The sequence below is a fragment of the Carnobacterium sp. genome (genome assembly GCF_040274425.1).
On the sequence record NZ_JBEMBC010000066.1, the window covers coordinates 1 to 14,906 of the forward strand.

Annotated in this window: 15 protein-coding genes; 10 read left to right on the forward strand and 5 right to left on the reverse strand. The window is 34.1% G+C overall.

Annotated features, from left to right (window positions below):
- The 7 genes from ABS911_RS11395 to ABS911_RS11425 all read left to right on the forward strand — a co-directional run.
- Positions 1–824 (forward strand): chloride channel protein (locus ABS911_RS11395; protein ID WP_350467683.1); only part of this gene is annotated, 824 nt, incomplete at its 5' end.
- 133 nt (positions 825–957) lie between these two features.
- Positions 958–1,527 carry a DsbA family protein gene (locus ABS911_RS11400; protein ID WP_023177056.1) on the forward strand — a complete coding sequence of 190 codons (570 nt, stop codon included), beginning with the start codon at positions 958–960 and terminating at the stop codon, positions 1,525–1,527.
- Positions 1,528–1,973: 446 nt separating this feature from the next.
- Positions 1,974–2,888, forward strand: a complete 915-nt coding sequence (locus ABS911_RS11405; protein WP_350452796.1) for a PLP-dependent cysteine synthase family protein — start codon at positions 1,974–1,976, stop codon at positions 2,886–2,888.
- Between the two features lie 13 nt (positions 2,889–2,901).
- Entirely contained in the window at positions 2,902–4,059 is a 1,158-nt protein-coding gene (locus ABS911_RS11410) for a cystathionine gamma-synthase (protein ID WP_350467684.1), read from the forward strand.
- Positions 4,060–4,065: 6 nt separating this feature from the next.
- On the forward strand, positions 4,066–4,710 hold the full coding sequence (locus tag ABS911_RS11415; RefSeq protein WP_350467685.1) for a class I SAM-dependent methyltransferase: 645 nt from the start codon (positions 4,066–4,068) through the stop codon (positions 4,708–4,710).
- 159 nt (positions 4,711–4,869) lie between these two features.
- Positions 4,870–5,670 (forward strand): formate/nitrite transporter family protein, encoded by an 801-nt coding sequence (locus tag ABS911_RS11420; RefSeq protein WP_350467686.1) that lies wholly within the window; start codon positions 4,870–4,872, stop codon positions 5,668–5,670.
- Between the two features lie 129 nt (positions 5,671–5,799).
- A complete protein-coding gene (locus ABS911_RS11425; RefSeq protein ID WP_350467687.1) occupies positions 5,800–7,587 on the forward strand; it encodes a DUF4153 domain-containing protein in 1,788 nt (595 codons plus the stop codon).
- An 84-nt stretch (positions 7,588–7,671) separates the two neighbouring features.
- Here ABS911_RS11425 and ABS911_RS11430 read toward each other — a convergent pair whose 3' ends face one another.
- From ABS911_RS11430 to rpoN, 4 genes are all read right to left on the reverse strand, one after another.
- Positions 7,672–8,487, reverse strand: a complete 816-nt coding sequence (locus ABS911_RS11430; protein ID WP_350467688.1) for a carbohydrate ABC transporter permease — start codon at positions 8,485–8,487, stop codon at positions 7,672–7,674.
- Between the two features lie 25 nt (positions 8,488–8,512).
- Positions 8,513–9,385 (reverse strand): carbohydrate ABC transporter permease, encoded by an 873-nt coding sequence (locus tag ABS911_RS11435; protein ID WP_350467689.1) that lies wholly within the window; start codon positions 9,383–9,385, stop codon positions 8,513–8,515.
- A 79-nt stretch (positions 9,386–9,464) separates the two neighbouring features.
- Entirely contained in the window at positions 9,465–10,784 is a 1,320-nt protein-coding gene (locus ABS911_RS11440; RefSeq protein ID WP_350467690.1) for an ABC transporter substrate-binding protein, read from the reverse strand.
- Between the two features lie 289 nt (positions 10,785–11,073).
- Complete coding sequence (rpoN, locus tag ABS911_RS11445; RefSeq protein WP_350452811.1) at positions 11,074–12,429, reverse strand: RNA polymerase factor sigma-54; 1,356 nt, start codon at positions 12,427–12,429, stop codon at positions 11,074–11,076.
- A gap of 192 nt (positions 12,430–12,621) precedes the next feature.
- On the opposite strand from rpoN, the gene ABS911_RS11450 reads away from it, so the two are divergent.
- The 3 genes from ABS911_RS11450 (at position 12,622) to ABS911_RS11460 (ending at position 14,115) form a co-directional block, all read left to right on the forward strand.
- Complete coding sequence (locus ABS911_RS11450) at positions 12,622–13,101, forward strand: LURP-one-related/scramblase family protein (RefSeq protein ID WP_023177068.1); 480 nt, start codon at positions 12,622–12,624, stop codon at positions 13,099–13,101.
- Between the two features lie 98 nt (positions 13,102–13,199).
- Positions 13,200–13,733 carry a general stress protein gene (locus tag ABS911_RS11455; RefSeq protein WP_350467691.1) on the forward strand — a complete coding sequence of 178 codons (534 nt, stop codon included), beginning with the start codon at positions 13,200–13,202 and terminating at the stop codon, positions 13,731–13,733.
- Positions 13,684–14,115: a YsnF/AvaK domain-containing protein gene (locus ABS911_RS11460; RefSeq protein ID WP_350467692.1), complete on the forward strand. Its 432-nt coding sequence runs from the start codon at positions 13,684–13,686 to the stop codon at positions 14,113–14,115. Before ABS911_RS11455 ends, ABS911_RS11460 begins: the two co-directional genes overlap by 50 nt.
- Before the next feature lie 80 nt (positions 14,116–14,195).
- On the opposite strand, the gene ABS911_RS11465 is transcribed toward ABS911_RS11460, so the two are convergent.
- Positions 14,196–14,675, reverse strand: coding sequence for a LapA family protein (locus tag ABS911_RS11465; protein WP_043945148.1), 480 nt, complete (start codon positions 14,673–14,675; stop codon positions 14,196–14,198).
- Positions 14,676–14,906 lie beyond the last annotated feature (231 nt).

The following is a 14,906-nucleotide window of genomic DNA, read 5'->3' on the forward strand; positions in this document are numbered from 1 at the left end:
CGAAAATAAACCGTCGTATAGTGTTAATCAGTGGAATGAGTGCCGGATTCAGCTCCGTTTTCGGTACACCTATTGCAGGTACTCTTTTTGCAATGGAAGTATTAGCAATTGGGTATGTACGTCAGGAAGCTTTATTTCCAAGTCTTTGGGCGGCTTTAATAGCTAATTGGGTAACAATTGCTTGGGGGGTGGCTCATACACATTATGATATGGGGGCTATACCAGAGGCCAATCCTTTGTTGATTGTAAAATTGCTGCTAGCAGCCAGTCTATTTGGTTTTACAGGGCGTTTATTTAGCTGGTTAACCAGTACAGTAAAAGCGATTATGACTAATTGGTTTAAAAATCCTGTCTTGAAAAGTTTTATAGGTGGTCTGATTGTTATTCTCTTGGTTGTGATCATTGGTAAGAGGGATTATTTAGGACTCAGCTTACCTTTGATCGATCAAGCATTTTTAGGTGAAACAGGGCATTTTGACTTTCTAGGTAAGCTAATCTTTACATCCATTACTCTAGGTTCAGGATTTCAAGGCGGAGAAGTCACACCTTTGTTTACAATAGGGGCTACTTTAGGAAGTACATTAGGCAGTATCTTGCATATTTCTATTCCGTTTTTAGCTGGACTTGGATTTATTGGTGTTTTTTCAGGAGCAACCAACACTCCTGTAGCATGTTTTATCATGGGACTGGAGTTATTTGGGGTAGGAGCGTTGCCGTATTTGTTTTTGGTCTGTGTCGTCAGTTATCTTTTTTCTGGTAATCAAGGAATCTATGAAACACAACAGGTTTATTTACGAAAAGGCCACTTATTTGAAGAGGAATAAAATAAGTTTCTAGCAACCGTATAGATAGCTGCAATATTGGATTGACAAGCTTTCTTGAGCAAAATAGTTTATATAAATGACTATTATTGTTACTATAAGAATAGTAACAAGCTAGAAACGAGGTGAATCGTTTATGGTAGAAAGAAATAAACAAATTGAAATTTTTCTGTTTATTAATCCAATCAGTGAATCTTCTTTTAAAATGGAAAAAGAAGTATTAAAATTTATTGGAATTTATGAAAAAGATGCTCAAATGAGTATTCTTCCTTATCACAATCCTCAGACCCTTTTTAATTATATGCAAAGAAACCAAATGCCAACGCAGAGTACACAATTATGGAATACCTTACAAAATGATATTTACCATGTTTCGCTAGCTTATATTGCGGCAACGATACAAGGTAAGAAAAAAGGCCGTAACTTTCTTATGACTGTGCAAGAGCAGATTGTTGATCAAGATAAGCCGTTATCAAAAAAACTATTGATTGAGGCAGCAAAAAAAGCACGACTAGATATCGAGATGTTTCTATCTGATTTTCACTCTTCATTTACTCAATCGTTGTTTCATTTAGACCAAGAAGTCTCTAAAACAATGGGTGCAACAGATACGCCAACATGTGTCTTGGTTACTACTGGAGAAGAAAAAACGACGACTCTTATAGAAAGCTCTGTAACAGCTGAAGATTTGTGTCAAATGGTTTAAACAGAGATGTTTAAACCATTTTTTTCTTTTAAATTGTTTTACTAGTCGATGAATAAGGGAACCAAAATATTCTTGACAAATGAAAATAGGACTGTTAACATAACATTCATACCAATAGATAAAAGGTGTTACTTAAAACTACTAATTAAGAAAGGAGGAAGCCGGAATGAAAAAGATGATCGAATTAGACGTGTGTTGTTGTCAATGTTGTATGAAACGCTCATGTCTTCAGTTCTCATCTTTTATGGCTTCTTCCTGTGAATAAACCCTTTTCATACCCTTATATGCTGAAATTTAGAGAAATTCTCTAAAGAGGTATGAAACTGTTTTCAGTGAATGTAATGAGATAAAAGAATGATTTTCTGTGCATGAGTGTAACCACTCATGCACTTTTTTTGTCTACTTTTTTAAGACTACGTATGCTAAGAATGAGGAGAGTGAGAAATATGCTTTATAAAAAAACACAAGATTTAATTGGCCTAACTCCATTACTTGAGATACAAGGTGTTGAAATTCCAAAAGGCAGCAGAATATTTGCTAAATTGGAAATGTTCAATCCGGGAGGCAGTATTAAAGATCGTTTAGGAGTTAATTTACTTAAAGAAGCATTTGAAAAAGGGTATATAGATAAACAGTCTACTATTATTGAACCAACTGCTGGAAACACTGGAATTGGTTTAGCATTAGCTGCTCAGCAGTATGGATTAAAGGTTATTTTTACTGTTCCAGAAAAATTTAGTCAAGAAAAACAAGAGTTGATGAAGGCTCTAGGCGCAGAGTTAATTTTTACACCGACGAACATTGGAATGTTAGGTGCCATAGAAAAAGCTAAAATCTTGGCAGCTGAAATCAAAAACAGCTACATTCCTATGCAGTTTGAAAATCCGGCTAATCCTCAAACGTATTATGAAACGATTGGACCTGAGATCATGGAAGATATGGCCAACATCCCCATTCATTCTTTTGTAGCAGGAGCCGGAAGTGGTGGAACATTTGTTGGAACGGCAGCGTATTTAAAAGAAAAACAATCATCGATTCGTGCTGCTATTGTAGAACCTGAAGGCTCTATTCTAGGTGGAGGTATGAGTTATGGGCATAGAACTGAAGGTATTGGAATGGAATTTATCCCCAATTTTTTAGACAGATCGATCATAGATCACATTTATACGATCTCAGATGAAGAAGCTTTTTACTATGTTAAACAGTTAGCCAAAACAAATGGGTTGTTTGTTGGAAGCTCAAGTGGAGCAGCGTTTGCTGCCTGTTTGAAAGAAGCAGAATTGTTACCTGAAGGAAGCAACATTGTTACTATTTTTCCAGACAGCAGTGAACGTTATTTAAGTAAACAAATCTATCAATAGGAGAGTGTTAAAAATGAAAATGAAAACAAAATTAATTCACGGTGGTATTAGCCATGATGAAGCAACTGGTTCAGTAAATGTACCAGTTCACCAAACTTCAACGTACAAACAAGAAAAAGTAGGCAAACATAAAGGATACGAATATTCTAGAACCGGAAATCCAACTCGTTTTGCAGTAGAAGAGCTGATCAAAGACTTAGAAGAAGGTGTACGTGGGTTTGCTTTTGCTTCTGGTTCTGCTGGAACGCATACTGTAATGTCTTTATTTTCTAAAGGTGACCACATTATTGTGGGCGATGATGTGTATGGAGGAACGTATCGATTAATGAATAAAGTGCTTGTCCATTTAGGAATAACATTTACGACAGTCGACACAAGTGATCTAAGTACTATTGAACCGGCTATTCGTCCAGAAACAAAAGCTATCTTTTTAGAAACGCCAACCAATCCATTGCTAAAAATAACCGATATTACAGAAGTAGCTAGAATAGTGAAAAAGCACAACATAATTACTATTGTTGACAATACATTTGCTACACCTTATCATCAACGCCCACTTACCCTTGGAGCCGATATCGTTGTTCATAGTGCTTCTAAATATCTGGGAGGACATAGCGACATCGTGGCAGGTTTAGTTACAACAAATAACGAAGTATTAGCAGATAAAATTGGTTTTTTACAAAATGCTATTGGCGGAATATTAGGGCCTCAAGATAGTTGGATTTTACAAAGAGGAATCAAGACATTAGGTATACGGATGGAAGAGCATGAAAAAAATGCTCTTGAGATCGTGCATTACCTAGTCAATCACCCTAGTATTGAAAAAGTGTACTATCCTGGTTTGGAAAGTCACCCTGGTCATGAAATCGCTAAAAAACAAGCTAACGGATTTGGCGGAATGATTTCCTTTGATTTAAAAGAAGGGTACTCAGCTGAAATATTTGTTGAAAAATTGAGACTCATCACCCTTGCAGAAAGTTTAGGAGCCGTTGAAAGTTTGGTTGAAATTCCTGCTTTAATGACACATGGATCTATTCCGAAAGACGTTCGAGTAAAATCTGGAATTAACAACGAATTGATTCGCTTGTCTGTTGGGTTAGAGGATGTAGAAGATCTGATTGAAGACTTGGATCAAGCACTAGTATTTGTCGCGAAAAATAAGGGAGAGTAACAAGATATGGGACGTGAATTTCTAGATATTTTTACTGATTGGTCAAGTGATTATGATGAGTTTGTAGAAGGGAAAGATCCAGAATACGAAGCCGTTTTTGAAGGTTATCAAGATATTTTAAAAGATATTGTTCAAAGAAGTGGTACGCAAGTATTAGAGTTTGGAATTGGTACTGGAAATCTAACTCAGCAACTGGTTACAGCTGGAAAATGGGTGTTCCCAATAGAACCGTCAAAAGAAATGCGACAATTAGCAAGGAAAAAGCTGCCGAAAGAGATCATCATTTATGACGGGGATTTACAACAGTATCCTAAACCATTGAGACAACTAGATACTATTGTGAGTTCATATGTTTTTCATCATTTGACTAACGAAGAAAAAGGAAAAGCATTAATCGATTATGCGCATCAACTTGAAATTGGAGGGAAAATCATTTTCGCAGATACTATGTTTGAATCTCAAAAAATAATGGACCAACTCATTCAACAGGCTAAACAAAATGAATTTTATACTTTAGCAGATGATTTAGAGCGCGAATATTATCCGTTGATTTCCACCTTAAGAGAACTATTTAATCAAGCGGGGTTTAAGATAGAATTTGAACAGAAGAATGAATATGTTTGGATTGTTGAGGGAACGAAACAAGTTTAATCAATTGAAAATGAACAGCATCGACTGAGGAGATGTTGTTCATTTTTTGTTCTTATTTTTCTTTTTTTGAAAGCGCATTTTTATATTAAAATGTCAGTAATTGCTGTATAATAATTATATTGTTAAAAAGATAACAAACTTAAAAAGGTGGTAGGGAAAATGGATACTCAAAATACGGGATTAATATACAACATTGAAAAAAGCATTCTGAAAAAACAAAGTTTATATGATAATAGTAAACTTCGCTATTTTGTACGTGCTATGTTAGCTTGTTTGTTTTTAACTTTAGGAACAGCTGTAGCCGTTATGATTGGCCAGGCAGGTGAAGAAATAGCACCCGGATTAGGTAAAATGCTTTATGCATTTATGTTTAGCTGGTCATTGGTGATGATTATTTATATGAATGCAGAACTGGGCACTTCAAATATGATGTACATGACAGTAGCTATACAAAGAAAACTAATAAAACCTAAAAAAGCTTTGTCAATATTATTCTATTGTCTCTTATTTAATTTAATCGGTGGAATTATTGCTAGTTTAGTTATATCTTTCACATATAAGTTTCATGAACTACCAAGTGATCATTATCTCTTTACAGCAGTAGCTGGAAAATTAGCTAAGACACCTCTTCAAATCTTTTCGGAAGGTATATTTGCTAATATTATTGTAAATACTGCTGTTTTCTGTACCATTCGCATGAAAGATGACGCTGGAAAAATTATTGCTATGATATTTATTATTTTTATTTTTGCTTACTTAGGCTTTGAACACGTTATTGCCAATTTTTCATCTTTTTCACTAGCCTTTTTTGCTTCAGGCGGAACAGTCCCTGGTATGACAATCGGTGCTGTCTTACTGAATTGGGTCGTAGCTTTGCTAGGCAATTATGTAGGTGGCGCATTAGTGATCGGTCTGCTTTACTCTTGGTTAAATAAAGATCAAACAGAATACGTTGATTAGTAAATAAATAGCCCTAAAAAATCTGATACGTGTGTATCAGATTTTTTTTATTATAGACTCTATAGGTTTACGATTGACAGAAATCTAAGCTAGACTACATAATAAGAATGAGGAGAGGAGTGTTTATTGATGAAGGTGATACAAAATATACAGAATAAATTTCAAGGATTCATTCAAGCTTGTAAACGGTATCCACTAAGTGTTGTTTTTTTAGTTGCTATTGCTGGGTTAAATGCTTATATGATCCAACAGGAAGCAGACGATTACACAAGGTATCTTTACAGCTTTTTTATAGGCGTTTTTTTAAGTGCAACAGCACAGCATGTATATGAACGTTTTTTTGAAAAAACTATGCAACGTATCTTATTAATGGTCGGAGCCATAATATTGACTGTTTTATACTTTTATACTATTGGTTCATCCGTTGACTATGATCTGGAAACAACTATTAAGACTGGGATCATTTTCTTTGCTTTAACGTTTGCTTTTATGTGGATTCCTACTATAAACAGTAAAGTTACTTTTAATAAAAGTTTCTTAGCGACGTTTAAATCCTTTTTCACGACAGTATTATTTTCAGTAGTTCTGTACGCAGGGATTGGATTTATTCTTTTAGCTGTTGACCAATTGTTATTTTCTTTAGATTATAAAGTGAATTTACACTGTCTAAATTTAGTTGCTTCACTATTTGCGCCAATTTTTTTCCTTTCGGGAACGCCGCTTTATCTAAGCAAACAAGACGAATCTACTCAGTCGTTGGAAGAGCAGGCTGATAAACAAGAACAGATCGAACAAGAGCTAATGGTTCCTAAAGTACTAGAACTTTTACTTTCCTATATTGTTATTCCATTGACAGCTATTTTTACCATAATATTGTTAGTTTATCTTTTACAAAATATCACAGGAGAGTTTTGGACAAACAATTTATTAGAACCTATGCTGGTTTCTTACGCTATTACGGTAATCATTGTGTACTTTTTAGTGAGTACTATAAATACAAAATCGGCTATTTTCTTCAGAAAAATTTTTCCGAAAGTATTGGTACCCATTGTTTTGTTTCAAACTGTTTCTTCTGTATTAAGAATTCAAGAAACGGGACTAACACTCGGTAGATATTACGTTATTTTATTCGGAGTATTTGCATTTATTGCTGGAATTATTTTCAGTGTTTTACCTGTTAGAAAGAATGGATGGGTAGCAGTGGTCTTAATAGTTTTTTCTTTGATCTCAATCCTTCCTCCAGTAGATGCTTTTACGGTTAGCCGTGTGTCTCAAACAAACTTATTAAAGGAAACACTTGTAAAGAATAATATGTTGGAAGGAAATAAAATCATACCGAATGCTTCTATTCCAGATGAAGATAAGATCAAAATCAGCCAAACAATTGATTATTTAGCTAGTATGAACTACAGCAAAGAAATTGAATGGCTAGCACCATATAATCAACGATTAAACTATCAGTTTGAAGAAGTTGTCGGTTTTGAACCGGTTTATGATGAGTCAAGTTTTTCACCTAATCAATCTTATTATGCAACGATAGATTGGAAAGGAAGTCCGCTACTTTCGATTGAGGATTATGACAAAATGATCGTATTTTCTCAATATGATTCACCGACTCTCTCAGCAATAGATTTTGAAGTTGAAAATTCAACATATGATATAATCTCCAAAAATGAAGATAATACAACCAACCTTTCATTGATAAATGAACAGAATGATACTCTTATCACTATTGATCTTCAAGAGACGATTGATCAAGTTGCAGCAAGTGCACAAACTAAAAATGTGATTACTTTAGAAGAAGCAACCGTTACTACAGAAAATGAAGAAGCTAAGATGAATATTGTGTTTACCTCTATTGACATTTACGATAATAAATACAATAGTGAGTTTTATCTATTTATTGATATTAAATAAAAGCATAAAAGCACTTGGTTAATCTTATAAGGATTAATCAAGTGCTTTTTCATGACCATTATTTTTAATTAACTTAATCATGATTTAAGCTTTTAAGGAACCTGTCATTCCTGCTACGAAACTCTTTTGCATAATTAAGAATAGAACAAGTGTTGGCATGGTAGCAATCGTTATTGCCACCATTTGTACACCATAATTTGCTACATAAGAAGCGGAGGATAAACCGGAAATAAGTAGTGTCATCGTATATTTATCTTCAGTTTGCAGTATGATCAAAGGCAACAAATAACTGTTCCATGCATTCATAAAAGAGTAGATAGCAGCAGCTGCATAAGCTGATTTCATCATTGGGAAAACTAATTTAAAGAAAATTTTGTAGTTGCCTGCTCCTTCGACCCTACCTGAATCAATGATATCATCTGGAAAGGACTTAAAGCTTTGCCTAAAGAAAAAGACAAGAAAAATATTCGATACAGACAGTAAAATGATAGCTAAATGTTGATTAATCAAATCTAAACCAGCCATCATTTTAAACAGAGGGATAACAAGCGTAGCAAATGGAATCATCATAAATAATAAGAGAATAGAATAAATAATCTCACTTTTACGAGTCGTAAACTTTTCAAATCCGAAGGCAGCCATTGAGGTAACGATTAAACTTAGCACCGCAGTAATCAGAGATACTTTTAAAGAATTCCACATAATGAGTGGAATATTATACCCTTCAAGTAGATCACTGAGATTTTTCAATAAATTAGATCCAATTGATAGTTTCCCTTCCGCTATTTGATTAGATGTATTCGTTGCTCCTGCAATCATCCAATAAAAAGGAAAGATGGAAACAAAAGAGCATAGAATCAAAAAAGTGTATTTTAAAAAGCTAAGTGCTTTTGATCTCATTAAAATTTCCCCTTTACATAAAAAATTATTTTTTATTGGTAATAGCGAGTTGAATAATGGATAATACCGCAACGATGGCCACTAAAGCCCAAGATAAAGTCGCTGAGTAACCAAAATTAGAAGTGTATACAAAAGAATGATTATAGATAAGTTGTGCTGCTGTAAGAGTCTCGTTAGATGGGCCGCCACCTGTAAGATTAACCACTTCATCGAATAATTGTATGGTACCAATTGTTGAAGTGATTGTTGTAAATACGATAACGGGTTTAAGCTGTGGAATAATCACACGGAAAAATTTTTGAAAGGCATTAGCTCCATCTATTTCAGCTGCTTCTAAAGTATCTGTGGATATATTTTGAAGTCCTGCAAGGTAAAAGACCATATTGTATCCCGTCCATCGCCAACATAAAGCAATAATGATCGTAACTTTTGCCCAGAATGGGCTATTCAACCAATCAATTGGAGATTGAACCAATCCAATAGTAAGCAAGAAATCATTAACTACGCCGCTAACTTGAAACATCATTTTAAATAAAACGGCATAAGATACTAATGAGGTAACACAAGGTAAAAAAATAGCTAGTCTAAAAAAGGTTTTGCCTTTTAAATTAGGCGAATTCAGTAAGAAAGCTAACAGCAGTCCCAATATCAACATGATAGGAACTTGAAAAATCAAATAAGTAAAATTGTTCATGAGTGCTTTTCTAAAAACATCATCTTGGAACATACGAAGATAGTTACCAAATCCAGTAAAAACTGAGTTTAAACCTCTCATATTATGAAAGGATATATAGATGGAGTAAAAGATCGGATAAAGCAAAAATATTGAGCTGAAGATAACAGCAAACGATATAAATTTCCAAAGATCCGATTTTTTTGATGTATGTTTTAATTTCATAATGGTTCACCCCCGTATAGTAAAGAATAAAAAATGCGGCCAGCAGGAATAAACTACTAACCGCAATCCACTAAGAATATTATTCTCCTATTTGCATAGTGTAGTATTCTTCAGCTTGTTCAAGCATTTCATCTAAAGTAAGTTTGTCATCAAAGTAATCTTGTAAAACAGATCTCAAAGCTTCATAAGCAACACTGGTATTTACTCCATAATCTACCCCAGGAATTTCTTCAGCCCAGCTTGAAAAGTCTTTATAGATCTGTGCGTCATTGAAGTAGGGATCTTTGTATTGATAAGCTTCGCCTGTTTGAGATGGAATATAGGTTCCTACAGCACCATTTTCTACCAGAATATCTTGATAAAATTCATCATTTCCTGCAAATTCAGTTTTGAGGAATTCTATTGCCAGATCTTTGTTCGGAGAATCCTCTAAAACAAACCAGCTTGATCCGCCTAAATTAGAATAAGGAGTCGCATTTTCCACTGTTTCCAATAGTGGAAGGTTTGTATAAGCCCATTTACCAGCTTGATCTTCAGCTGATTTTATCGTAGCAGAGTACCAGACAGCTGAATTGACCGCAGCTACTTCCCCGCTTGTTACAGCTCCAATTCCTTCCGGAGCGAAGTAATCAACTGGTTTAGCTAAATCATTTTTTTCAATTTCTTTCAAGATTTCGGCCATTTCTCGTACAACTGGATTATCTTTTAAGAAGATTTCTCCATCTTCATCAAAGTACCAGACACCAGCAGATTGCATAGCCATTTGAATGTAATGTGTTCCTCTATTAGGAATAAAAGCTACAAACCATTTTCCTGTTTTTTCTTTAACATCTTTCCCAATGTCAACAAATTTAGACCAAGTTAAATTTTGCATATCCTCTTCGGTGTAGCCCGCTTCAGCTAAATAATCTGTACGATAATAAAGACCAGCAGAGCCTGAATCAAAAGGAACAGCATAAATACCCTCATCATGGGTTACGGCTTCAACTTTATAAGGAGCAAATTGAGCAAAATCAATCTCTTCAGATAATTCGGAAAACTTTCCTTCATAGTTAATCAAGAAATTTTGAGCAGCATAATCTTCGACTAAAACAATATCTGGCAATCCTTCAGAAACACCTGAAGTAAATCCAGAGACAAGTTTTTGAATAGTATCTTCATTTGACATTTCAACTACATCAACTTTAAAATCTTCATGACCATCTTCTGTGTAATATTCTCCAGCACGTTCCATAATAGGAATATTGAAATTTTTATCCCAAGCCCAGACAGTTATAGTAGACTCATCTGTACTTGCAAATTGATCTGGATCACTTCCAGATTCAGAAGAACCAGAACAAGCTGCCAACAAAGAAAGTGTTGCTGTACCATAAATCAAACCCAACCATTTTCTTTTCATTAGTAATCCCCCCAATAAGATTAATTAACCTCAAGTATAAATATTGGTATTCTTTACTCACAAAAATCGTACGAATAAACAATGAATACGTTTTCATTTTAAACTGATAAATACATAACCATAAATTGATTATTACACAGGAAGTTATAGAAGTAAAATGAAGAGCTGTGGATAAGAATAACCCATAATATGGCGAAATATAGGTCAAAATAAAAATCTGAAATAGTGCATGTAAAGGCAAAAAACTACCTCCACCTTAAATAGGCGAGATAGCTAAATTATGATCGTTTTAGTCGAAACGTTTGCGTTTAGGAGAGCTGGGAATAAAAAGAGCTTCTCGATATTTTGTAACAGTTCTTCTAGATATTTCGATACCGTCTTTTTTTAAGAGATCCACAAGTTTTTGATCTGATAAAGGTTTTTTAGTATCTTCATTTTGAATAATTAACTGTATTTTTTTCTTTATTTGGTTAGAAGAAATTGATCCTTCTCCTTCTTCAGATGAAGTGACTAAAGCATTTGTAAAGAAGTGCTTCAATTCAAATATACCAAATTCAGTCGTAAGGTATTTTCCGTTAACAGCACGACTTACTGTAGATTCATGGATATCCAGTTCATCAGCAATCTTCTTAAGAGTCAACGATTGGATCGGATGATCTTCGGATAAAAAGAATTCCTTTTGAGCATTGACAATAGCAATGCCTATTCTAAGAATAGATTCTTCTCGATGCATCAAACTTTTTTTTAGCCATTCATATTCGGATTGCTTGTCATGAATAAATGTTGAAACTTCCTTATCTTTAATTGCAGTTAGCTCCTCATAGTATTCTTTTTGAAACACGATAACTGGAAGACCGGATTTAACAGACCGTACTACTATTTGACCTTCATCATCTATTTTAACCGATAGATCTGGTCGAATGTACTGAGTAGGAGTACTCGAAAAGATAGCTCCAGGGTGTGGCGTAAGAGTCTTGACGAAATCTGAAACTTCTTGAACATCACTTAATGAGATAGCATAACGCTTTGCGATGTGCTCCCACTTGCGGTTTGCAAAAGCCTCAAATTCTTCTTCCAAAATCAGATAAGCTAGATTAGGGGCTTGATTGTCTCGTTCGGTTTGAAGCATTAAGCATTCTTGCAAATTTCTGGCACCGACACCTGCTGGTTCTAATTGCTGTAAAAGGGTCAAGGCATCTAATAACTGAAACGGTTCTGCTTGGGTTAGCTTAATAGCCTCATCTAGTGAAAGAGTTAAGTAACCGTTATTATCAATATATTGAGCCAACCAAATAACTAAGTCACGTAAAGCTGTATCTCTAAAGGATAAATAGATTTGCTCTAATAGAGCAGCGTAAAGAGAAGTAGTAGATGAGGTCGCTAATGTGTCCCATATGGAACCAGTAGTAGTTTGGTTTAAGTGTGACTGATTACTATTGTATTTTTGAGTTGACGTTCCTTGTGATTTTGTTGTTGATTTTACAGAAATAGAGATAAAAGGGTTCTCTAAGGATTTCTGTTTTAAAAAATCAACTAGGTCTTTACGATTGTATTGCAGCATTTGAATCGACTGTTGTAACTGAGGAGTCATGGTCAATTGCTGTTGCTGCTTTTGTAATTGAGTAAAATTTTGTTCGAAATTCAAAACGTTTTCACCTCTAGTATCAATATGTTTTGATAGGTTCATCATAGCATATTGCACTATAAATGAGAACGTTAGCTAAAAGAAAGAAGCAGTATGGCTAGAAATAGTGTAAAAAAGTGTTCACAACTAGCTTTATAGTAGCATACAGTCAAACAAATGATTATAATCGGAAGTGAAAGTAGGTGATCCATTATGAAGCTTTATATTAAAGAAAAAAGATTTTCATTACGAGACCAATTACTTGTACAAGATGAACAGAAAGAAGTCCTTTATACCGTTAAGAGTGAACGAATAGCGATTGGAAATAAAGTGCACATTTATAATCAGTCTAAAGAAAAAGTCCTATCCATTGAAGAGAAAAAAATAGGCTTTTCACCTAAATATATGATTTACCAACAAGACGAAAAAGTTGGTGCAGTAAAAAAAGAAACTAATTTAATTGCTTCTGATTACGTTATTGAGAAAATTGATTGGAAGATTAAAGGAAATGTCGAAAAAGAAGATTATGAAATAAAAAAAGGATTTAGCAAAATAGCTTCTTTTAAAAAGAAAAGATTTTCTTATGGAGACTCTTATGTTTTAGATATTGAAGAAAAAAAGGATGCCCAAATGGTACTAGCAATCATTATTGCTGTTTGGTGTTTGCAACTAGATGAAAAAAACGATGGATAAACAAATTTTTTTGCAAGAGCTATCGTTTGAGTAACCATTTTGGACTCAGTACAATAAAGATAGCATGAAGTCTATGAAGATGAAGGGGAGGAAAGAAAATGAACAGATATGTTGTAGGAAGCTATACATCACCACAAGAAGCAATAGAAGCCGTTAGGAAATTACAAGAAGAAGGTTATCGAAAGGAAGCTATCACATTAGTGTCCAGTACGGAATCTAAAAATTCAATTTCCACTACTACAGATGTAGAAGTGAGTACAGATGAAGCTGTTACAAATCAAAAAACTAATGCAAAAAGAAGCGATGATCGTTCTGCTTGGGAAAAAATCAAAGGTATTTTTTCTACAGAAGATCATGATGGAAAAGTTTCTACTAGCTCTGATGATGATCCACTGTATTCTTACCAAAAGGACCTTGCAAATGGAAATATTATCGTTATGATAAATGAAGAAAAAAAAGACCGTAATGAAAATGAGTCACACGAAAAAGGAAAGACTACTACTCCTTTGGATCCAGATCCTATGTTTGGAGCAGGTCCAGGAATAACCTTAGAATCTTCGTCAAATCCAGATGAACCTACAAATGCCTCGAATTCGGATTCTTCAGATCAAAAAGCAACGGGCAACGGATGAAACTATCCAATTAAAAGAAGAACAATTAGATGTAACGAAACAAGAAGTTCAAACGGGTGAGGTTCAAGCTAAAAAACGTGTGATAGAAGAAACAAAGACAATAGAAGTTCCAGTTCGTCATGAAGAAATCGTCATTGAACAGCATAACCTTGATGGGACAAACGATTCAAATGGTATAGAGAAAGAAAAAGAAATCGTTATACCTATTTCTGAAGAACAAATTGAGGTAACGAAACGGCCAACAGTAAAAGAAGAAGTATCGATTCATAAACAAAGCGTAGAAGATACAAAGCAAGTTAAAGGAACAGTAAAAAAAGAAAAATTGAATGTGGAAACAGAGGGTCATGCACATATAAATGAAATCAATGATTCCAATCAATAAATTAATTGGAATAACGGAACAAAAAAAGAGGCAGGAACACAGTTCCTAGCCTCTTTTTAACAGGTAATTGTTTATGCTTATTATTTCTTAGGAGTAGTTGTGTCATCAATATGGTACTCTTCTACATGAATTTCTTTAGCAGTAGAGGTATCACTGATAGGATCTACTTGTTGTGTAGTTGTAACTGTTTCATTTTGTTGAGCCGTTTGATTGTTTTCTAAACCAGCTAAACGAGTATTAAGACTTTGAATTTCAGCCTCTTTCTTTTGCAATTCGAGTTGTGCTTCTGATTCTTTTTTGACTCTATTAACTGCATCGTCCCTAGACGTTTCAGCATTTTTTAATTCTTCATTCTTGTTCTTGATCACTTGTCTATTACGTGCCCCTTTAGACATTGCAAACAATGCAGCTATCAGCATTCCAATTAATAAGAAGCCAACGAAAAGTAACCACAAAGGGAGTTCTAATGAAGTGAAATAAAGATTAAAAGTAGCCATATCCATATTTAAAAATGCTACTATCCCTACCAATACCAATAATATAATCGCTATTATTATCATAATTTTCATTCTCCTTCCTAATAATGAATCTTGATTGAATAAATACTTTTGAAGATTTAAATAAGTAGATACACTGTAAGCTAAGACAACTGACAAAAATACTGAGAGAGTAACGATTGCCTAAAGAAATAGAGTGACTTTACAAATGAAACTAAAAAAGATTGATTAATCTATAAACCAATTATAAACGTTGAAAGGTAAATAATGAAATAATAGGGCTTTAAACCAAAA